This window comes from Stenotrophomonas sp. 05L414_2, from assembly GCF_056397905.1.
In genome coordinates, this window is record NZ_JBFTOJ010000011.1 from 20,266 (window position 1) to 40,451 (window position 20,186).

Genomic DNA, 20,186 nt, shown 5'->3' on the forward strand with positions numbered 1-20,186 from the left:
ACCATCGGCTTCCCTATGCAACACGTCTGATTGTGCGTGCGCCGGGGCGTCTGCAAGGATGCATCCACCGCCTTGGAAGGGTGATCTCCTGCAGATGGAATCCTGGTTGCGGCACGCCACGGGCGCAGCAGCGCTGCTGCTCTGCGCCAGTGCGTGCAATACCCTCGATATTCCCCCGCGAGATAGTGTCGGCGCGGACGGAGGGTTTGCCACGCGCCTGCGCGGAGCGCCCTTGCAGCTGAGCGTTGGCACCGCATCGGTACTGCGCGGCCAGGAGAGTTCCGAGCAGACGACGCACTCGCACACTTGCCAACGGGAAACAATCGAAGTGATGGTGCGCTGGGTCGAACCCAGCCTATCCACTGACCAGGCCGTGATTCTATGCACTGCCGCCGCGCACGCCGCGAGACAACCGCTCCATGCCGCAGGCCTGAACGATACACCGGTCCGCTACCAGGTCACGATCGTCAGCGACGGCGGCGGCATCTGGCAACAACCTGCCAGACCAGTCCGACCAGAACTGGTGGTGGCGTTCTGGTTTCCCGCTGGCGACGACGCTGCTGCACTGCGTGCGCGCGTAATCTCCACCACCGCGCACGAGTTCCACCATATCGCCACCGCGATGGCAGGCCAGCGCCGATGGGGAGCGCACCGGGAACCGGAGGCCTACCTCGCCGGGGCATGCGCGCTGCTGGCGATTGAACGTGAGCTTCGGCGCGAGCAGCTACCTGGCCGCCATGATCCCCGCGCTGACAGCCTGCTGCCGGCGGCTGCACAGCGCTCTGGAAATGCCGGCAACGCGATGGGCCAGTCGTTGCAGGCATTCTTCAGCGGGGATCGTATCCAACGCGATGACGAAGAAGGGCGCGCACTGCTACGGCACTGCCACCACACCATCGGATTCCCCGCCATCGCCCACTAGCGCCGCCCCTCCCTGCGACAGCCGGTCGCAGCCCCCTCCGGGCACACGCTTGACCTATATCAATCCGCCCCACGCCACGGGCGCGTATCTCTATGCAGGAACCCAATACGCCGGCGTCACCGGCATCCAAAGGACCTGCGATGAGCTACACCCCCGACAACGCCCAGCTGCTCAACGCCATGCAGAACGTGATGGTGATTTCCACCACCGACCTGCAGGGCAACATCACCTATGCCAACGACCTGTTCTGCACGCTCACCGGGTTCGCGCGCGAGGAACTGATCGGCCAGCCGCACAGCATCGTCCGCCATCCTGACGTACCCAAGGCCGTCTACAAGGACATGTGGGACACCATCAAGGCCGGCAAGACCTGGACCGGCATCGTCCCCAACCTTGGCAAGGGCGGCGTGCTCTACGTGGTCGACACCACCGTGCAGCCACTGTTCGACGCCGATGGCAACATCACCTCGTACATCAGCATCCGCCGCGTGGTGAACGACCTGATGCAGAACTACGACCTTGTCGAGTTCAGCAAGGAAAAGTTCGACGACTTCTACGAGGCTGCGTGAACGCCATCCCCACACGCAGGCCCATCAGCCGGCTGCTGGTGGGTTTCGCCTCCGAGTCGGGCAACGCCCGCGCCCTGGCCCAACGCCTGGGCGCGGACCCGGAACTGCAGCCGCATGGACCGCAGGTCCTGCCGTTCAATGACATCGATGTGGCCGGCCTCGGCCACGGCGATGTGCTGCTGGCCATCTCCAGCTCGTTCGGCGACGGCGAGCCACCGGCCAATGGCGAGCGCTTCTTCGAGTCGCTGCGACAGGCGCCCGCCCTGCCCGGACTGCGCTACGCGGTGTTCGGCCTGGGGGATACCGGCTACCCCAGCTTCTGCGGTTTCACCAAGGCGCTGGATGCAGCGTTGAGTGATCGTCAGGCGCAGCCACTACTGCACCGTGTCGACGCCGACCTCGGCTACGAACAGTTCTTCCAGCAGTGGCGGCCGGTGCTGGGCCAGGTACTGGACGGTGATGCGACCGCCGGCCAGGATCTGCGCCTGCAGGTGACGGCTTACGGCGAAGACAACGCGTTCGCCGCCGGCATTGTCGAACGGCGCCGACTGAATCACAGCACCCCCGCCGCCTGGCACCTGCAGCTGGACATCGCGGGCAGCGGCATGGCCTACCGGGCCGGCGACACCCTGCATCTGATTGCAGAAAACGATCCTGCGCTGCTGCAGGCTCTGGCCAGCTGGTATGGCGATTCCAGCGCCGTCGACGCGCTGCGCGACCGCGAACTGCGCCTGCTCAGCAAGGGCGTACTGCGCGAACTGGCCAGGCTGGGGGGTAGCGACGTACTGAAAAGCCTGCTGAAGATCAGCCAGAAACGCGAACTCGACGCCTACCTGCATGGCTTGGACCTGCTGGACGTGCTGCAGGACCACGCCACCCCGCAGTCGGTTCCGCTGGCGCGATTGCGCGAGCTGCTATCACCCTGCCTGCCGCGCGCCTACTCGATTGCCTCGCATCCGCGCGATGACCAGCTGAGCCTGTGTGTACGCGAAGTGCGCTACACCCTGCGTGGCCGCGAACGCTTCGGCACCGCCACCGGCAGCCTGCTGCAAGGCGGCGACACGGCGCGTGTGTACTGCCGCTCCAATCCGGGCTTCCACCTGCCCGAAGGCGACAACGCACCTCTGCTGCTGGTGGGCACCGGTACCGGCATCGCGCCGCTGATGGGCCTGATGCAGGAACTGCAGGCAACCGGCGATGCGCGGGAGGTCCATCTGGTGTTCGGCGAGAAGCACCGCGAGCATGACTTCCTGTACCGCGAGCAGTTGCAGGACTGGCAGGCGCGTGGCGTACTGGCCAGCCTGCACACGGCGTTCTCGCGCGATGCTGCGCAGAAGGTCTATGTGCAGCATGTGTTGCAGCAGCAGGCCACGCAGATGCGGGAAGTGCTGGCCCGTGGCGGCCACATCTACCTGTGTGGCAACAAGAGCCACCTGGAAGGTGCGATGCGCGAAGCCATCGACGCGATCGGCGGCGAAGGCCATTGGGATGCCCTGCGCGGTGAGGGCCGCACCCACTGCGAGCTGTATTGAACCGTCCCTACGRCGCTGCCGGCCAGCGGCCGGCACTACCCGCGTGGATRCACRGCGCGCCAGGATATGGCYCGSCAMSAMCGCCGCGYRTCAWCCRYCGACGACGCGCCCGTCCACCACSCGCGCYACCTGCTGGCCGAACACCGCCACATCCTGCGGATCGTGGCTGATCAGCAGCAGCGGAATACCGGTTTCATCCAGCACGGTTTCCAGCTCCTGGCGCAGGTGCTGGCGCAGGTCGTGGTCGAGCGCTGCGAACGGTTCGTCCAGCAGCAACGCCTGTGGCCGGGTCACCAGTGCACGCGCCAACGCCGTGCGCTGGCGCTGTCCGCCGGATACCTGTGACGGCAGCAGATCCGCCACATGCTCGATCCGGAATGCCTGCAGCCACTGCTCCACTGCCTCGATACGGGTGCCGCGCGGTGGATTCAACCAGCCCCGCTGCAGCCCGAACGCCACGTTCTGGCGCACGCTCAGGTGCGGAAACAGCGCGTAGTCCTGGAACACATATCCCAGGCGACGACGCTGCGGTGGCAGATCGACCCCTGCTCCCGCATCGAACAGTGTCTGCCCGTGCAGGCGCACATGACCATGCTCCGGGCGCAGCAGGCCGGCCACCGCTTTCAGCGTCAGGCTCTTGCCGGCACCGGAAGGCCCGAACAGCACCACCTGCCGCTGCGTGCACTGCAGTGCTACGTCCAGCTCGAACGTCTGGCCGGACGCCTGCAATCGCCGCTGCACCTGCAGGTCAAGCCACATCGCGCAGCTCCCGACGGCGCCCACCCACCAGCCGCGCGGCCAGCAGCAGGATCACGATGCACACCACCGACGTCAGGATCACCAGCGCATTGGCCTTGCCATCCTGCCCCGCCTGCACCGCTTCATAGATGGCGATCGACAAGGTCTGCGTGCGGCCCGGAATGCTGCCGGCCACCATCAGCGTGGCGCCGAACTCACCCATCGCCCGTGCGAACGCCAGCAGCAGGCCCGCCAGGATCCCGCGCCATGCCAGCGGCAGGGTGATGCGGAAGAACACCGCCGCTTCGGACACGCCCAGCGTGCGCGCGGCCTGCTCCAACTGGCCGTCCACTTCCTCGAATGCAGCGCGTGCCGGTTTGAACACCAGCGGAAACGACGCCACCGCAGCAGCGATCACCGCCGCCTGCCAGGTAAACACCAGGTTGATGCCGAACCACGACTGCAACCAGGCGCCGATCGGGCCATTGCGCCCGATCAGCACCAGCAGGTAATAGCCCAGCACCGTCGGCGGCAGCACCATCGGCAGGGTCAGTATCGAATCCAGCAGTTCCCGACCGGGAAAGCGCCGCCGCGCCAGCAGCGCGCCAAGCGCCACGCCGGCAACAAGATTGATCGCCGTGGCCCAGCCGGCCACCTTCAACGACAATCCCAGTGCGCTCCAGTCCAGGTCCATCCGTCAGGGCTTGCCGAACCCGTGCTTGTGCAGGATCGCCTGGCCCTGCGCCGAGCGCACGAACGCCGCGAAGCGCCTGGCTTCCACCGGCTGCGTGCTGGCCTGCACAACCGCCAGCGGATAGGCGATGCGTCCGGCAACCGGAACCTGGAACGCGCGCCGCACGCGATCAGGCATTGCCTGCGCGTCGGTGGCGTAGACAAACCCCGCATCCACCTCGCCCCGCGCCACGTAATCCAGCGACTGCCGCACATTCTGCGTACTGATCACMTTGCCCTGCACGGCCGGCCACAGCTTGGCAGCCTGCAGCGCGCCCTGCGCGTAGCGGCCCACCGGCACGCTGTCCGGGTTGCCCACTGCGATGCGCTGCACGCCGGCACCCGCCAGATCGGCCAGTGCGCGCGGCGGCGCCTTCGCCTGCGGTGGCACGACCACCCACAACGCGTTCACCGCAAAAACCTCACGCGTACCGGCCGCCAGCAGCTTCTGCTGCGCAGCCTGGTCCATCGTTGCTTCATCGGCCGAAGCGAACACATCCACCGGCGCGCCGCGCGCGATCTGCTGCAGCAGTACGCCGGAAGCGGCAAAGTTGAAGTCGACCCTGCTGCCCGGGTTCGCCTTCTCATAGGCTGCGCCCAGCTCGCGGAAGCTTTCGGTAAGGCTGGATGCCGCCGACACTGTAAGTTCGGCCGACCACGCCGGCAGCGCAGCCACCATCCCCAGCAACAACACGCCCAGCGTCTTCATATCGGCTCCTTGTCCGTGTTCAATCCGTTTCGGAATCCCTGGCCACGGCCAGCGCCGCCAGCCGCTCGGGTTGCAGCAGCAGCATCTCACGTTGGTTGACTGCGATGACACCCTCATCGCTCAGCCGCCGCAGCACCCGGCTGACCGTCTCCGGCGCCATCCGCAGATAATTGGCGATCTCGGTGCGGGCCATGGTCAGGTTGAAGCGGGTCGCGGAAAAACCACGCCGCGCATAACGCGCCGACATATCCAGCAGGAACGCCGCCATCCGCTCCTCGGTGCGGTGGTTGGCCGCCAGCGTGGCGACCTTGCCGATCTCCGCGCTGAGCAGGCTGAACAGCTTGGCCTGCAACCCCGGCATGCGGGTGGCCAGCAGGCTCAGCTTGGGGAACGAAATGCGGCACAGGTGCACCGTATCCAGTGCCACCGCATTGCAGGGGAAGCGCGAACCGTGAATCGCGTTGAGCCCGATCACCTCGCCCGGCAGAGCAAAACCCAGCACCTGCTCGTTGCCCTGGCTGTCGTCGACGAAGGTCTTGACCATGCCTGCGCGCACAGCGGCGATGGAATCGAAGGCCTCACCCGCACGGAAGATGTATTCCCCCGCATGGAACGGCCCCACGTGGTCTACCAGCACATGCAGTTCGCCCAGCGCCGTCTTGTCATAGCCCTGCGACATGCAAGCATCGGAGAAGGCACAAGTGCTGCAGAAATGCAGCGCGTCGCCATCATCGGCGGCGGCAGGATTCGGCGTGGCCCGGCCGGGGCGCGGCTGAGGGGACGGAATCGAAGACATTACGGCAACGCTCGAACGGAAGCATCCATCATACGGCACGGCCCCATCGCCTTCCGTGCACTGCACGGGTCACGCCGCTGGTGACGTGCCGCGCCGGCCTGCGCCGCGCTGGCGCACGCTGTCGCGCACATCCACATCGAACTGCAGTTGCAGCGTGGTGCCGTCGTCCAGATACAGCGCAAAGGCCAGTCCATCGCGGCATGGCAGGCGCCCAGCCAGGTCCTCCACGGAAGACCGGGGCAATACCAGGCGGCAATCGGTGCCGCTGTCGAGCAGCACCGCGCTTTCGCCGCCGTGCAACGAAACGGCCGTGCCCCAACCGCCGCTGCCACCGAACCGGGTCAGGTTCTCCACCGTTTCACCGGCCAGCAGCGTGGCCAGYTCGGCCTCGTCCAGGCGCAAGCGCATTGTCTGTTCCTGCAACTGCACCTTCATGAGGCAACGTCCTCCCATTGGGTGGGGGTATTGCAGTTGACCAGGGCGCCTTCATCGGCATGGGCCAGGCGCAGGGTCTGCGCGTCCAGCCGGTGTTGCAGGGCCTGCAGGGAGCGCGGGCCGAGGGGATCGTGGATCATGTTTTCGAGGATCGTGCGGCTTTCATTGGCTACATTAAACAGCATCGGAAGCGGATGCCCGTCAAAGATCGTGCAAGCGCCGCTGTGCCGGTCACGCAGCTGCTGCAATAGCTCCGGGGTCAACCGGGGTGTATCCACCGGCACCACCCAGGCAGGGCCATCGGGCATCTGCATCGCCACGCTGTACAGGCCACCCAGTGGCCCGCAGCGCGTGATCTGGTCCGGCACGCCGCCGAACGCCGGATAGCGTCCGCTCACCCAGACCCGGTCTGCCCCGGCCAGCCGCAAGGTGCCGCGCATGTGCTCCAGCAGGGTGCGCCCCTGCCAGGGCAGCATTGCCTTGTCGCGGCCCATCCGGCTGGACAGGCCGCCGGCCAGCACGATGCCGGCAATGGGCGTTTTCACGCGGGAAACCCGACCACGCCATACGTGGCCGCTCCTGTCGGGCGCGAGGGGAAGGCCCCATCCACGCATGGAGCAACCGTGCAGGTACGCCTCAATAGATCCACGCCATGCGTGGCTGCTTCTGCCAAGCGCGAGGGGAAGGCGCCATCCACGCATGGAGCAACCGTGCAGGTACGCCTCAGTAGAGCCACGCCATGCGTGGCTGCTTCTGCCAAGCGCGAGGGGAAGGCGCCATCCACGCATGGCGTGGATCTACTGCCGTCAGTGGTGATCATGCGCCGGTTCACCATCGGCGTGGCACAGCGTGCARCCTTCGCTCCACTCGCTGTCRCCGTCCTCGTAATGTTCCTGCTTCCAGATCGGGCACTGGTGTTTCACCGCCTCGATCAACTGCCGGCACGCGCGGAACGCCTCATCACGGTGCGGGCTGCCCGCAGCCACCACCACCGCAACATCGCCAATGCCCAAGCGGCCCTTGGCATGCGCCACATACAGCTTCAGCTTCGGCCCGAACGTCGCTTCGATCTCCGCCGCAAAGCGCTGGATCTCGTTCAGCACCAGCGGYTCGAACAGGTCATAGGTGATGCCGGTCACCGGCCGCCCCACATTGAAGTCGCGCACCTTGCCGATGAACACATCTATGCCGCCGAATGCCGGGTCGGACACCGCCGCGATGCCTTCGGCCGGGTCGATGGCGTGCTGCGCACGGTCCACCACCTTTGCCGTCACGTTGCTGCTCATGGCTCAGCCCCCGCTCACCGGCGGCAGGATCGCCACCTTGCCATCGGCAGGCAGCGCCTCGTGGTCACGCAGCACGCGCTGCTGGTCGGCAAAGGCAGAATAGTCCAGCAACCCGGCGCGGAAACCGGGAAAGCGCACCGGCAACAGCTCACGCAGCGCCTGGCGCAGATCGGCCACCGTGCCACCGGCCACCTCCAGCGCAATCTCGCGGCTGTCATCCAGATCGGAAAACGCACCGAACAACTGCAGATTCACCTGTTTCATCGTCACTCCTGGGTTGCCAGCTGCAGCGGGTCCTGATGGCCCCAGCCCTGCACACGCACCGGTGTGCCGGCCGCGACGAGGTCCCCCTCGCCCTCCAGCACCACCCAGGCGTTGGCCTGCAGCATGGATTTCAAACGGAACGATTCCTGCCCAGACAGCACGCGCGCGCTCAAGCGCCCCTGCGCGTCCACGTCCACCCGCGCACGCGCGTGGAAGCGCAGGCCCGGCGGTTTGCGCACATCGGCCTGCAACGGCAGCTGCAGCAGCGGCTCTGCGGCCAGGCCCAGCAGGCGGCGCAGCACTGGTTCAACGAAGAAACGCTGCCCCACCGCCGCCGACACCGGGTTGCCCGGCAGGCCGAAATACAGCGCGCCATCGGGCAGCACTGCAAACAGCAGTGGCTTGCCCGGGCGGATCGCCACCTTGTGGAACACGATGCGGGCGCCGCGGGCGCGCAACGCATCGGGAATGAAGTCGTAGCGGCCGGCCGACACCGCGCCGGTGCTGATCAGCACCTTCGCACCCGCAGCCAGCGCGTCGTCCAGCACCGCATCGAAGGCAGCCACGTCATCGCCCACCGTGCCCTGCCACACCACCTCGGCACCGGCGGCCTGCAGGCGGGCGATCAGGTAGGGCCGGTTGCTGTCACGGATCTGTCCGGAGTCCAGCGCCTGCGCCGCTTCGGTCACCAGCTCCTTGCCAGTGGCAATGACAGCGACCTTCGGCCGTGCCACCACCGCCACCTCGGCCACACCGATGGCGTGCAGCAGGGTGCGTGCATTGATGTCCAAGGCCTGCCCGGCCTGCAGCACGCGCTCGCCTTCTTCCACGTCCTGTCCGCGCAGGCGCACGTTCTGGCCAGGTTTCACCCCGCTCTTCAACGCAATGCGGGTCGGGCGACCCTGCTCGCTGGCAAGGATCTCCACGTTCTCGATCGGCACCACCGTATCCAGCCCAACCGGCATGCGCGCGCCAGTCATGATTTCCCATGCACCGTCGCCGCCCTCGGCACCGGCGTCGCCCGCCGCCTGCCAGCCCTGCACCACAAATTCGGTATCGCTTTCGAACGGCGTGCCATTGGCGCGCAGCGCGAAGCCGTCCATCGCCGAGTTGTCGAACGGCGGCAACGACTGCCCGCTGATGATGTCCGTGGCCAGGATGCGACCCGCAGCCTCATGCAATGCCAGCCGCTCGGCCGGCAGCGGTGCAGCCGCTTCCATCAGGTGCTGCAGCGCTTCGCTGTAGGCAATCATGCGTGGCCACCGCCATCGACCATCGCCAATGCGTGGCCCAGCACCGGCGCCAGGATGTCCAGGCACTGCGCGGCCGCACGCGGGCTGCCCGGCAGCGCAAACACCAGCATGTCATCCAGCTGCACCACCTCGGCCCGGCTCAGCCAGGCCATCGGCGTGTGCTGCGCACTCAACGCGCGCACCATCTGCGCCAAGCCGTGCACCGGTCGCGCATTCAACGAACGCAGCGCCTCCGGGGTCAGGTCGCGCGGGCCAAGCCCGGTGCCGCCGGTACACAGGCACAAGCGCACGCCCTCGCCCGCCAGCGCACGCAGGCGGCCCGCCAGCGGCTCGATGCCATCGGGCAATACCTCGGCAGCCACCACCTCGCCACCGAGCGACTGCAACCCGCTCACCAGCTTCGGGCCGGACTCGTCGGCATAGCTACCCTCGCTGGCGCGATCGCTCAGGGTGATCACCGCGCAGGCCGCGCCGTTCAGGCCCTTCGGCGGGCGCGGCCTGAAGCGCGCGCGCTCGCCCTCGTCCATGCCGTCGGGATGCAGCCACAGGCCGCGCTTGCYGCCCTCCTTGAACAACAGGCGGATGCCCTCGATGCGCAGCGCCGGCTCCACCGGCTTGCTCAGGTCGTACAGGGTCAGCAGTGCCGCGTTGACGCCGGCAAGCGCCTCCATCTCCACACCGGTGCGGGCCTCGCTGGCGCACTCGCACCACACGCGTATCGCCTGCCGCTCCGGCACCGGCGCGCAGTACACCTGCACCAGTTCCAGCGGCAACGGGTGGCACAGCGGCATCAGCATCGAGGCCATCTTGGCGCCCTGCAGCCCAGCAATCTCGGCCATCACCAGCGCATCGCCCTTTGGCAACCGGCGCTCGACAATCAGCGGGTAGGCCACTGGCCCGGCATGCAGCTCGCCCACCGCCACCGCGCGGCGGCGGGTAATACGTTTGTCGCGCACATCGGCCATGTGGAAGGCCGCCTTCAGATCACCCGGCATCGTGTTCCTCATCCTCCAATCGAAGCCAGGTGCGGAATCAATCCGGTCTGGCCCTGGTGCAATCCGTGCCCGGCCGCTTTCAGGCCAAGCTGTGTGGTGATGCGTGCCAGCAGCGCGTCCTGGTCGTCGTCGCTCTGCAGCAGCGGGCGCAGCGGCACGCCGAATTCGCCGAACAGGCACAGCCGCAGATCGCCCTTGGCGGTCACCCGCAGGCGGTTGCAGCCCTTGCAGAAGTCACGCGAGTACGGGGCGATGATGCCCACCGTGCCGCGATGCTGCGGGTGGCTGAACTCGCGCGCGGGGCCGGCATCGTCCGCGCGCGGGCGCTCGTGCCAGCCAGCGGCCAGCAGCTGCTCGATCACCACGTCGGCGCGCAGATGGTGGCGCTGGAAATAGGCTTCGTTGTCGCCGGTACGCATCAGTTCGATGAAGCGCACGCTGAAAGGACGGTCGCGCAGGAAGTTCATCCACTGCGGCAACTCATCGTCGTTCAGGCCGCGCAGCAGCACCGCGTTGAGCTTGATGGCCGGCAGGCCCAATGCCTGTGCCATCGCCAGCCCCTGCTGGATTTCCGGCAGGCGGTCGTGGCCGGTGATGGTCCTGAAGCGCTCGCGCTGCAGGCTGTCCATGCTTACGTTCAGCGCGGTCAGGCCGGCCCGGTGCCAGCCGGGAAGGCGCCGCGGCAGCAGCGTGCCATTGGTGGTGAYGGCCACCTTGCGGATGCCCGGCACGGCCGCCACCGCAGCGATGATCTCGTCCAGGTCCTTGCGCAGGCTGGGCTCACCCCCGGTAAGGCGGATCTTGCTCATCCCCAGCATGGCAAAGGCGCGCACCAGGCGCGCGATCTCGTCCACCGCCAGGAAGCGCGGACGGCCGTCGGCCTGGTAGCCATCGGGCAGGCAATAACTGCAACGGAAGTTGCAGGCCTCGGTCAATGACAGGCGCAGATACGGGAAGCGGCGTCCGAACCCGTCGGTGAGTTGGCTCATGGCTGTTTCACTCCTGAGCCCACCATGCCGCTGGGCGCCTGAACARGTTGTCGACCCGAGCCCTCAGAGTGCGCCGGGGCGCTGAAAGCGTCAACCCGGAGCTCGACTGCGGTGGCGCTGAAGGGTACAGCCTTCAACCCTGTCGTTTTCGAACCGGCCGCTACGTCCCGCTTCTTCACCCAACCACGACACCTGTCGCAGATTGCCTGGTCGCGGTGGGTCATCGCGGCAGCCAGCAGTGCCGGTACTTAACAGCGTGGTTCAATGCCGAAAGCGTCTCCAATCGTGAGCTATTTGCAACTCTTCTGATTGGCATTGCACAGCGACGCGGGCTCAGATGGCGTGCCACCGAAAACGGGTGGCCGGGTTTCGAATCCCGTGTTGACCTTGAGTGATTGCGCTTGCCAGTCGGCGTCCACATTCCGTGGCGCCGGCTGGCAATCCGTCTGCCGGCTATGGCGGGCGGTGCGTGGGGGCGTTCGCGCCCGCCGGCTTGAGGTCAACCCGGATTCGAACCACGTACCGTCCGCCACCTCTGTGTGGCGGCTACCGATTGCCTTGCACGGAGCCATGCCATGAACGGATCTGACCTGCCCCATCTGCACGCCTACAGCGACCCGGCCAACGCCGATGACCTGGCAGAGGCCGTGCACCCGGATGCGAACACCTTGAGTGCCAACCTGAGACGCATCGGCAAAGGCGCCGCCGCCGACGGGCAGCCCTGGCCAGAGCGACACCAGCTGCCCGGGCGCTGCATGGCGCTGGCCGATGCCGATTGCGCATTGGCCGGCTTGCGGGTGGTGCAGGAGGTACTGCTGGCGGCGGAGCGAACCCGGCAGAACGGCGAGCCCGAGGACTACGTGGGCGACCGGGTGATGGAGGGGCTGATGCTGGCGTGCCTGGCGTTGAGTGCGCAGGCTGTGGGGCGGTTGCAGGTGGAGGGGTGAACGGGACTCGCTTGGAATGCACCTTGCGCCTCCAGGTTCACCAGCGAACGGGAAAAAGCCCACCGGTACTGCAGCCCCCCCCCCCCCTTTGTCTCGCGTGTTACTCCGTCTCAACAACAGCATTGCCCCACGCTCACTCGCCTGTTGCTCTCTTTCCGGATAGAGCAACCAGAAAGATCAGAACAAGGACGATGCATACCGCCAGGTTGAACAAGAGGATGGGGCGTATGGCGAGGTAGAGCTCACCAACTCCCACAGAATAAGAACCATGATTGGACTGCGAGCCTAGCGCTCTTGCAGTGATCTGAATCCACACAAGCGAAGCTATTTGAACAACAGCGATTCCAATCGCGGAGAACAGCCGTCTGGTAGGAGTTCTGCCGACCATTGCGACATACGCGAGCACCGAGAGCGCCGCATAGAAAACAACCAACATCCAAGTCATCACCGCTTCCGTTCGGAATTCTCCGCCCTCATGCAACCCGTGCTCGCTGGGCCTTCATCAGGCCTTCCTTGGTACGCGGAAGCTAATGTGCCTCGCCTTGGCAAACGCCGGTCTGCTCCCTTCCGCTTCTGGCATGAACCGCTGCACGCCGCCCCGCAGCTGGGAACGCCCAACCTGTCAGCCTTGGGGGGCTTGGTCATTTCCGGGATCGACAGCTGAGCCGGCCGCACGTTGAGCAGCGCTGCTCGTACTCCTTGATGCACGATGGCTTGCAGCACTACGCCGGCGTCCGTGGAACCGAAAAGCCTTCATCGTTGACGCCGTTTCTTTCCTGACTGGGCTGATGGACTTTCGCGCAGCCCTTGTCGGATCGCGATATCCAACGCTACTGCCGCCGCGACGAAGCACATCGCCGCGACGGACCTCTCATAGGCCAATTGGCCAAAGTACTGCTGAATCGCAAATCCAAAACCACAAAGTCGACCGCACAGCGTGCCGCTATTGTTGATTCCAAACTTCAGAACCAAGACGCCCATGAAGGCAGCCAGACTGCAGAATACCAAGCCCGGAAAGAAGACGAGGGGGCGCCAAGCTCGCTTTGATTTCGACATCAACGGCTCCAATGCGGTCGTGGCAGTGCTGGGGGTTTCCTTTGGCGTGACACACTTGGCCGAGGCGACCCTCGCGTCATAGCTGTAGCCCACACTAAGATTAGGGCATGGCTAGGCGATTCGGACCAAGCGGGTAAGCGCATCGTAGCGATTAGTAACACTGCGCGGGTCGGTGGCGATCTTGCTATTCCCGACGGCGTCGACGGCAAAGCTGTTCGCACCACTGCCCGGGCTGACCCGGCCAGTCAGATCACCGAAACCGCTGGAAGTTCAGGTGGCGCGCAACCCCTTCGGGACGGTGACCTAGATGATCTGGTCCCATGCGCCGTACTGGTCGTACTGGCTGTGAATTTCCGCCTTCACGCCGCCCACGTCCTGCAGGGTCTGAGCCAGCCTGTTCAGCGGGTCGAACTGCTAGCGGCTGACACTCCGCAGGGGACACGCACTTATATTCAGAGTGCTGAACACGGCCCTTCGAGTCGAACGACTGCGTCGCACCGTAATTGGCTCCAACGCCTGCGCCGATGATACCGAGAGTTCCCGATGCCTCTGCGTAGACTCCTACTCCGTTGGCAGACTCACATGAGTCGGCAGCTTTCTGATCGGGGCTTCCACCCATAGGATCGAATGAGAACCCGCCGCCTACGCCGATACCAGCCCTGATAGCTCAAAGTCCCCAGAAGCCATCCCAGATCAAGCGCCACCAAGATTTGGTTGTTCGGGCCACTTCACTTGGCTTTCTTGTGAGAGCCAAAATGACCCAAATGGTGCTTCCGCCCATGATGATTAGCCCAATCAACGTCATCAGCGCGGGGCTTATGTGCCTATAAAACCACCAGCCCAGGAGGATCAGGATCATCAAAGCAACATAGCGGAGCAGCAATCCAGTTTTCATAGTCCTATGGTTCCTACTTCCTGCAAGAATTCACTTGGCTTATGGACAGCCTCCTTAACGTGCTTCTCCATAATATCAATCCAAAAAGGCTCACCAGGGTCATCTGACTCAGTTCCCCAAGGCAACAAACCCGAGTATGTCTTCAGGACGTCGCCCCTTGAATAATTGCTACTGTCTTCACAGGCTGCCTCCGCCCACTGCTGCTCGGCGCGAGCCCACGCCTTCTGGCCACTAGTGATGTTCCAGACGCCCAACCCAATACTTGCGGAGCCCGGTGCGGCGGTCACTACTGCACCCTCCATGCCAAGTCCTCCAGCGATCCTCAGCGTACCTGAAGCAAGCAAGCGCCCAGCGTTGATGGCATTCCCAATTGCGACGGCTGTCTTGTGCACGTTCCTTAATCCCAACGGGTCTATCAAGCTAAGTGAGTTTCCGCCAGCGTATCCGTAGGTGCTGATTCCGCCTCGTAACCCAATCGGATCACTCTGCGAATACCGCCCCACTGCCGGGTCGTACTCCCGTTGGTAGTTGTAGAACAACCCACTCGCATCCGTCGCCTGCTGGCCCGGGAAGCGCAGCGCCAGCTCGAACGCCACACCGTCGCCATCCGGGTCGGCACTCGTAATCTGGTTGCCGAACACTTCGCTCTTGTTGCTCCACTCCCAGATCGAGACGTTCCGTACCGGGTCGATCACCACGCGCGGCGTACCCAGATGATCCGGCTGGACGTAGGCCAGCTCCGGTACGCCGGCGCTCGGCACATTGATCAACGCCACCGGATAGTTGTCCAGCCAGATCGCCTGCTGCTGCGCCTGCCCCGTGGCCGAGTAGTTGCCCACCCACTGCCCTGCCTCGTCATACAGGGTAATCTGAGCCGCACCACCGGCCGGGGTACGCAGCACGCGCTCACCGCGATGGTTGTAGGCGTAGCTCTCCAATGTGGCGTTGCCCTGCTTCACTGCGTTCATGCGGTTGGCATCGTTGTAGGTGAAAGCCTTGCTGCCAATGCTGGTGGTGTTGCCCGATGCGTCGTGATTCCGCACCTCGCCATCCACCGCAGTCAGCCGGTGGCTGGTGGCCGGATAGGTGTAATTGGCGGTTCCTGCCGAAGTGGTCAGCGAGATGCGGTTGCCGGTTGCGTCGTAGCCGTAGGTTTCAATCGGCGTGCCGGTCGTACCGTCCTGGGTCTGGGTCAGGCGGCCGAGCGCGTCATAGGCGTACTTGGCCAGCACTTCGGACCCTGCTCCATTCTTCAGCTCGATGATCGAACCGACCGGATCATAGCCATAGCTCAGCGATAGCCCGCCTGTTGCCGGGTCATGCACGGCCTGCTGGCGGTAATCCAGGTCCAGTGGCCGCTGCAATTGACGCCCGTTGCCGTAGGTCCACCCTGACGCCGGGCCGAAGGCCGCGTAGGTCACGTTGTTCACCACGATCTGCCGCGACTGCCCAGGGCGGGTCAGGCCGATCTCACTGACGCGCCCCTGGGTATCTCGCACGTAGTCGGCCACGCTGCCGTCCGGGTAGGTCAACGCGGTCAGGCGGCCGGACTTGCTGTAGGCATAACGCAGCGTGCTGACGACGCCGTTGACGGTCTGCACCTTGCGGGTGACCTGGCCGAAGCGGTCATGGCAGTACTGGGTGCTGCCATTCGCGTGCAACACCTGCCCCAGGCGCCCCTTGGCAAAGCGCTCGTCGGCGGCGCAGGCAGCCGGTGCCACGTCATAGCTGTAGCCCACGTCCAGATTGGGGTCCGGATAGGCGATGCCGATCAGGCGGTTGAGCGCGTCGTAGCTGTAGGTAGCGGTGAGGCCCCGCGCATCGGTGGCGGTCTTGCGGTTGCCAGCCACATCAACGGTGAAGCTGCTGGCGCCACTGTCCGGACTGACCTGTCCAGTCAGATCACCGAAACCGTTATAGGCATAGGTAGTGTGCAGGCCCTTCGGGTCAGTCACCTGGGTGACCTGGTCCAGCGCGTTGTACTGGCTGCGGATTTCCGCAGCAACTCCTCCCACGTCCTGCAGGGTCCGCGCCAGCCGGTTCAGGGGATCGTACTGCTGGCTGGAGACGCGCTGCAGGGCGTCGGTTACCGTCTGCGGGTTGCCGTTTGCATCGTAGGTGAAGCCAGTGGCGTGGTTGCCGGCGTCTTTCAGCGCCGTAAGCTGGCCAATCGTGTTGAAGGTGCGTGCCAGGGTGCGGCGCAGGGTGCCGCCTGCATCCAGAGTGTCCTCCTTCAGGCGATTGCCGGCATTGTCCAGCGTGTAGTGGACGGTGTTGCCGGCGTTGTCCTCGATGTCGGTCAGTCGTTGTGCAGCGTCATACACGTAGGTCACGCTGTTGCCATCGGGCTCGGTGATCTGCTGCACCTGGCCGGTGGGCCAGTAGCTGATGTGGGTGGATCGATCATCGGCGGTAGTGGCTCCGCGTACGGTCACCGAGGTGGGCCAGCCCCGGGCATGGTAGGCGTAGTCGGTGACCACGCCATTGGCATCCTTCACCGACAAYGGTCGCCCGTAGGCGTCGTAGGCCAACGTCTCCACCGTCTGACCAAGTGCATTGGTGACGCTGCGCAGGTCGCCCTTGCGATAGGTGCAGGCCCCATTGGTCGCGCACCCTGCGTCGTCTGCGGCGTAGTAGGCATAGGTGCTGACGTCGGCCACGTCGGTGCGCGCGCCATCCACGCTCTTCAGCAGCCCCTCCACGGGGCAACTGCCCGCCGCGGCCACATCCGCAGCCTCGCAATAGGTATATGTGGTCGTACGCGTCTGCCCGGATGCCAGATCCTTCAGGGTCACGCTCACCGGTTGTCGGCGCGGGTTGTAGGCGGTACGCGTCTCACGCTGACCGATGGTCGTCGCCAGCACCGCGTTGGTCACACTGTCGCGCACGGCCTGCACAACACGCTGTTCAGGCAGGCCCACCGCATCGGTGATGGTATGGGTGTTGACCGGTCGGCCCGTCACCGCGTCGACGCCTTCGCTATATGTGTGCTTGGTCTGGACGCCGCGCCGGTCCGTATAGGTATCCAGACGCCGGCGGAAATCGACCGCGCCGTCATAGTAGGTGCGGCTGACCGAACCCTGGGCATCGGTCGTGCCCGACACCTTGCGGGGAGGTGCGCTGTCGCCACCGGCTGTCAGCGTGTAATCGGTCTGATGGCCCAATGCATCAGTGACCACCGCACCGCCATTGGGGCTGTAGGCAAGGGTTACGCCATCAGCGCCACCCGCGTGCTGGCTCGAAATGACGCGACCGATGGTGTCATAGGTGAAGGTGCTGTAGCGGCGCCCATCCTCGGCGGTAATGCCGGTCAGGTGCTGGGGGAAATCCAGATTCTCGTAGTGATAGGTGCGCACCCCGCCGCCCGCGTACGTGACGGTAGCGACCTGCCCGTGCGCGGTATAGGTATAGCTCGCCTGCGGTACGCCCGCGACCAGAACGGAGCTGATCAATGCTTCGTAGTCGTTGGACTGATAGACGAATTCAAGCGTACGGCCGCTGCTGTGCACGACGGCAGCGAGGCGCTGGCTATCGTCATAGATGAAGGTGAGCGACGTGCCGTCCACAAAGCGCTTCACGGCGAGCCGGCCCGCATCGTCGAATGTCGAAATGGCGTCGGACGCGTACAGCGTCCAGTTTCCATTCTGGACCAGGCGATCGCCACTGCTGTCGGCGGCCTCGTAGACCTGGCCGATCTTCTTGAAGGCGCGCTGGAAACCGGTGGCTTCAACGATGCCTGCGCCGCCCGCCCCATCCAGTGCGAGCTGGGCACCTAGCGAGTGTGTCCAACCGTAGCCGAAGCCTCCGGACGAGGTGGATATTCCCGAATGGTAGTAGCGCGTCAGTGCAACCCAGCCCAGATCGAAGTCCTGCGCGATCTCGTACTTCTCACCGGTCTTCACGTCGCAGGGGTTGCCTACGGTGCCAGTGCACGGAGGCTCCTGCGATGCCGGAGTGCTGGAGGGGTTCGGGCTCATGCCACTCATGGCGCTGTTACCCGAGGTCGGGCAATTGCCGTTCCCGCCATCCTTGTCGCACTGCGTCGTCTTGGAGGTGATGGTTGCTACGAACTCTTCGCTGACGCAGGCTTCGTGCTTGTTGGACCACTGGGTGAGGGGGACCGGGCAGTTCAGACGCCGGGTCCGCGTCATATGGGCATCGCTTGGGTAGGGCGTGCACGGCGACTCGGCTGTGTTGTCGCCGGTCATGTATATCACTTCAAAATCACGTGTCTCGATGGTTCCTTCCATGTCCGGGCTGAGCGCATACCACTCGCTTGTAGGCGTAACGGCTGCACCCGGGCATACAGGATTGAACGCCTTGATATCGGCGAGATAGGAAGCAACCATCGCCTCTTCTGTCGGGAATATAGCGGTACTCAGATACGACCAATCAGGGTCGGAGGGCTGGGACTTGCCCATCCAGTACGTGATTGAGGTATTTCCCTCCAGGTCCACGACCTTCGACTTGATCGAATTGACGGACTGCCAACCGAACTGGAGCTCAGGCGGGAACGGACTCGGCGCGGGCAGGCTCTTGATCGCCTGCACTGCCTCCTGCTGAGTCTTGTACTGGGTCGAATTCCCGCTTGGCTGGGAGATGCGCCAGGTTGTCTTGCTCTCCTGCGCCTGCGCGGCAAGGGGGGCCGCGCAGCCAAGCGCGGCCATCGTCAGCGCCACACACACCAGCTTCATTGTCCGTTCGAACATCCGTGTTCTCCTTCCTGGGCGAATACCGCGCCGGGAGGGACGAAGGCGCACGGGCGGTTCACCGCCCTATCGCGCCCTGCTTCGGATCGTCCCTGTTCCGGAATGCGGCAACGCCGCACGGGGCAGTTATCGCGCAAGCCCATTACATAATCAAGTCAAGCCGTGGGATGTCGGTCACGATTATCGATATCGGCAACGCCCCTCCCTGGTGATCAGAGTACTCCCCCAAACTGCTTCCAGTCTTCATTGGTGCTAGCGTGCACCGTCAAGCCAGTGATGCAAGGATGCGCTGCAGGATCGTCTATGACGCCGACATTACCTCCATTTTCAGACCGCATGAGGCTGTTCCTCCTCTTCGCGCTCTGCTTGATACTCATCTCCTGCGATCTGGATCTGGTGATGGACAGCTCCTACGCCACGAAGCAGGAAGCCGTCGACGCCGAGATGATTGCCAAGGGCTGGATTCCCGCGTGGGTGCCCGAGGAGGCGACCGACCTGCGTGAGGTGCACGACCTCGATTCAAACGTGAGCGCGCTTGCCTTCAGCAAACCACGCAGCAAGCAGTTGCTGTTGCCGCCCGGTTGCCGGCCCCTCAACCACAGCGCTACCCAGCCGGCGCTGTTCAATCGAAGCTGGTGGCCGAGTGAGACCGCTCTGAAGCGCTCCTATATCTTCTTTCGTTGCGAGCCCGAATTCGGCAAGTCGATCTTCGTCGCAACAAGCGGAACCGGCGATCATGTGCTCTTCTGGCGCACGTACGCTCGCTGATGCGCATGCCCGCCCTCCCCTGCAACCCGACACTACAGATGCACACTCCAGGAACGGTCCTCACCACCCTCGCCCTTTGCCTGTTGCCCAGCCTTCCGGTCTACGCAGAGCAACGCACGCCTGCCGATGTGGAAGCGATCGAACAGGTGATCGAGTCCTTCCGCACCTCGCTGATCAACAAGGGCTGGTCCGCACCGAGCGGGGCTGGAAGATCTTTTCGGTGATCTATTCGATACGTGACAAACGCAGTTCCGCAGAGAGCTGATGCGCCCTTTCAGCAAATCAACGTCAGCCAGTCACCATCAACCACCACGCGCAGCTGAATCCTGATCCCGCAACCGCGCCGCAAAATACCGCGTGGGCGATTGCCCCAGCGCCTTCTTGAACATCGTGATGAACGCCGTCACCGATTCATAGCCCAGGGTTTCAGAAACCCGCTGCACCGCCGCGCCGCCTGCAAGCTCGCGAATGGCAACCAGCAGATGCAGCTGCTGCCGCCAGCGCCCGAACGACAGTCCGGTTTCCCGATCAATCAGCCGCGTCAACGTGCGCTCACCCAACGCCAGGCGTTTGGCCCACTCGCTGATGGTG

At 64.7% G+C, this 20,186-nt stretch carries 21 protein-coding genes and 2 pseudogenes; 6 read left to right on the forward strand and 17 right to left on the reverse strand.

All coding sequences use genetic code 11. The annotated features are described in order from the left end of the window. Positions 1–94: 94 nt before the first annotated feature. The 3 genes from AC1DJN_RS02895 to AC1DJN_RS02905 all read left to right on the forward strand — a co-directional run bounded on the left by AC1DJN_RS02895 (position 95) and on the right by AC1DJN_RS02905 (position 3,023). Positions 95–922, forward strand: coding sequence for a hypothetical protein (locus AC1DJN_RS02895; RefSeq protein WP_032974549.1), 828 nt, complete (start codon positions 95–97; stop codon positions 920–922). Between the two features lie 140 nt (positions 923–1,062). Continuing rightward, on the forward strand, positions 1,063–1,491 hold the full coding sequence (locus AC1DJN_RS02900) for a PAS domain-containing protein (protein WP_005409905.1): 429 nt from the start codon (positions 1,063–1,065) through the stop codon (positions 1,489–1,491). Beyond that, complete coding sequence (locus tag AC1DJN_RS02905) at positions 1,488–3,023, forward strand: diflavin oxidoreductase (RefSeq protein WP_442251376.1); 1,536 nt, start codon at positions 1,488–1,490, stop codon at positions 3,021–3,023. Before AC1DJN_RS02900 ends, AC1DJN_RS02905 begins: the two co-directional genes overlap by 4 nt. Before the next feature lie 90 nt (positions 3,024–3,113). Here AC1DJN_RS02905 and AC1DJN_RS02910 read toward each other — a convergent pair whose 3' ends face one another. The 11 genes from AC1DJN_RS02910 to moaA all read right to left on the reverse strand — a co-directional run bounded on the left by AC1DJN_RS02910 (position 3,114) and on the right by moaA (position 11,220). Beyond that, positions 3,114–3,782, reverse strand: coding sequence for a sulfate/molybdate ABC transporter ATP-binding protein (locus AC1DJN_RS02910; protein ID WP_478038813.1), 669 nt, complete (start codon positions 3,780–3,782; stop codon positions 3,114–3,116). Then, the gene (modB, locus tag AC1DJN_RS02915; protein WP_025874355.1) at positions 3,772–4,455 is read right to left on the reverse strand and encodes a molybdate ABC transporter permease subunit; all 684 of its coding nucleotides are present in this window, start codon (positions 4,453–4,455) and stop codon (positions 3,772–3,774) included. The genes AC1DJN_RS02910 and modB overlap by 11 nt, the downstream gene beginning before the upstream one ends. A gap of 3 nt (positions 4,456–4,458) precedes the next feature. Beyond that, positions 4,459–5,202, reverse strand: a complete 744-nt coding sequence (modA, locus tag AC1DJN_RS02920; protein ID WP_478038815.1) for a molybdate ABC transporter substrate-binding protein — start codon at positions 5,200–5,202, stop codon at positions 4,459–4,461. A gap of 19 nt (positions 5,203–5,221) precedes the next feature. Beyond that, a complete protein-coding gene (locus AC1DJN_RS02925; protein ID WP_032974543.1) occupies positions 5,222–5,998 on the reverse strand; it encodes a helix-turn-helix domain-containing protein in 777 nt (258 codons plus the stop codon). Between the two features lie 69 nt (positions 5,999–6,067). Further along, on the reverse strand, positions 6,068–6,433 hold the full coding sequence (locus AC1DJN_RS02930) for a hypothetical protein (protein WP_032974542.1): 366 nt from the start codon (positions 6,431–6,433) through the stop codon (positions 6,068–6,070). Further along, positions 6,430–6,978, reverse strand: a complete 549-nt coding sequence (gene mobA / locus AC1DJN_RS02935; RefSeq protein ID WP_032974541.1) for a molybdenum cofactor guanylyltransferase — start codon at positions 6,976–6,978, stop codon at positions 6,430–6,432. The genes AC1DJN_RS02930 and mobA overlap by 4 nt, the downstream gene beginning before the upstream one ends. A 261-nt stretch (positions 6,979–7,239) precedes the next feature. After that, a complete protein-coding gene (locus AC1DJN_RS02940; RefSeq protein WP_032974540.1) occupies positions 7,240–7,719 on the reverse strand; it encodes a molybdenum cofactor biosynthesis protein MoaE in 480 nt (159 codons plus the stop codon). 3 nt (positions 7,720–7,722) lie between these two features. After that, positions 7,723–7,983: a MoaD/ThiS family protein gene (locus AC1DJN_RS02945; RefSeq protein ID WP_025874341.1), complete on the reverse strand. Its 261-nt coding sequence runs from the start codon at positions 7,981–7,983 to the stop codon at positions 7,723–7,725. A gap of 2 nt (positions 7,984–7,985) precedes the next feature. Beyond that, positions 7,986–9,236, reverse strand: coding sequence for a molybdopterin molybdotransferase MoeA (locus AC1DJN_RS02950; protein ID WP_032974539.1), 1,251 nt, complete (start codon positions 9,234–9,236; stop codon positions 7,986–7,988). Next, positions 9,233–10,231 (reverse strand): bifunctional molybdenum cofactor biosynthesis protein MoaC/MoaB, encoded by a 999-nt coding sequence (gene moaCB / locus AC1DJN_RS02955; RefSeq protein WP_478038821.1) that lies wholly within the window; start codon positions 10,229–10,231, stop codon positions 9,233–9,235. The genes AC1DJN_RS02950 and moaCB overlap by 4 nt, the downstream gene beginning before the upstream one ends. 8 nt (positions 10,232–10,239) lie before the next feature. Further along, entirely contained in the window at positions 10,240–11,220 is a 981-nt protein-coding gene (gene moaA, locus AC1DJN_RS02960) for a GTP 3',8-cyclase MoaA (protein WP_478038817.1), read from the reverse strand. Positions 11,221–11,795: 575 nt separating this feature from the next. On the opposite strand from moaA, the gene AC1DJN_RS02965 reads away from it, so the two are divergent. Beyond that, a complete protein-coding gene (locus AC1DJN_RS02965) occupies positions 11,796–12,167 on the forward strand; it encodes a hypothetical protein (RefSeq protein ID WP_032974535.1) in 372 nt (123 codons plus the stop codon). Between the two features lie 133 nt (positions 12,168–12,300). Here the strand turns inward: AC1DJN_RS02965 and AC1DJN_RS02970 are convergent, their stop codons facing one another. From AC1DJN_RS02970 to AC1DJN_RS02990, 5 genes and pseudogenes are all read right to left on the reverse strand, one after another. Continuing rightward, positions 12,301–12,612 carry a hypothetical protein gene (locus AC1DJN_RS02970; protein WP_032974534.1) on the reverse strand — a complete coding sequence of 104 codons (312 nt, stop codon included), beginning with the start codon at positions 12,610–12,612 and terminating at the stop codon, positions 12,301–12,303. Positions 12,613–12,920: 308 nt separating this feature from the next. After that, positions 12,921–13,223, reverse strand: a complete 303-nt coding sequence (locus tag AC1DJN_RS02975) for a hypothetical protein (protein ID WP_152543251.1) — start codon at positions 13,221–13,223, stop codon at positions 12,921–12,923. Further along, a pseudogene (locus AC1DJN_RS02980) lies at positions 13,210–13,637 on the reverse strand (RHS repeat protein); the annotation flags it as partial. The gene AC1DJN_RS02975 and the pseudogene AC1DJN_RS02980, both read right to left, overlap by 14 nt. 253 nt (positions 13,638–13,890) lie before the next feature. Beyond that, a complete protein-coding gene (locus AC1DJN_RS02985) occupies positions 13,891–14,118 on the reverse strand; it encodes a hypothetical protein (protein ID WP_032974533.1) in 228 nt (75 codons plus the stop codon). Then, positions 14,115–18,827 (reverse strand): RHS repeat-associated core domain-containing protein, encoded by a 4,713-nt coding sequence (locus AC1DJN_RS02990; RefSeq protein WP_032974532.1) that lies wholly within the window; start codon positions 18,825–18,827, stop codon positions 14,115–14,117. Before AC1DJN_RS02990 ends, AC1DJN_RS02985 begins: the two co-directional genes overlap by 4 nt. A 336-nt stretch (positions 18,828–19,163) precedes the next feature. Between AC1DJN_RS02990 and AC1DJN_RS02995 the strand changes: the two genes are divergently transcribed. Together AC1DJN_RS02995 and AC1DJN_RS03000 are read left to right on the forward strand one after the other, a co-directional pair. After that, the gene (locus AC1DJN_RS02995) at positions 19,164–19,595 is read left to right on the forward strand and encodes a YbbD-related protein (protein ID WP_442251374.1); all 432 of its coding nucleotides are present in this window, start codon (positions 19,164–19,166) and stop codon (positions 19,593–19,595) included. A 38-nt stretch (positions 19,596–19,633) separates the two neighbouring features. Next, positions 19,634–19,777 (forward strand): annotated as a pseudogene (locus tag AC1DJN_RS03000) (nuclear transport factor 2 family protein); the annotation flags it as partial. Positions 19,778–19,897: 120 nt separating this feature from the next. Here the strand turns inward: AC1DJN_RS03000 and AC1DJN_RS03005 are convergent. Further along, positions 19,898–20,186: helix-turn-helix domain-containing protein (locus AC1DJN_RS03005; protein WP_478038819.1), on the reverse strand; the 289-nt coding region annotated here is incomplete at its 5' end.